This is a genomic window from Salicola sp. AFF1 (assembly GCF_056783195.1).
In genome coordinates, this window is the sequence record NZ_JBXAYL010000196.1 from 1 (window position 1) to 258 (window position 258).

General features: G+C 69.8%; 1 pseudogene. It reads left to right on the forward strand.

The features are described from left to right. Window positions 1-207: pseudogene (locus AC1RQI_RS17320) on the forward strand (adenylosuccinate lyase); the annotation flags it as partial. Window positions 208-258: the final 51 nt, after the last annotated feature.

The following is a 258-nucleotide window of genomic DNA, read 5'->3' on the forward strand; positions in this document are numbered from 1 at the left end:
GCCGTGCAGACGGTGATGCGCCGCCACGGCCTGCCGAACCCGTACGAGCAGCTGAAGGCGCTGACCCGTGGCCAGGGCATCACGGCCGAGTCGATGCGTGCGTTCGTGCAGGGGCTGGAGCTGCCGGCGGATGCGAAGCAGCGCCTGCTGGAGATGACCCCGGGCAGCTACACCGGTCTGGCCGAGTCGCTGGCGAAGAAGATCTAAGGTTTTCCTGCGGCGGCGGCCGCGGGAGCTGCCTGCGGCAGGCTGGTACTG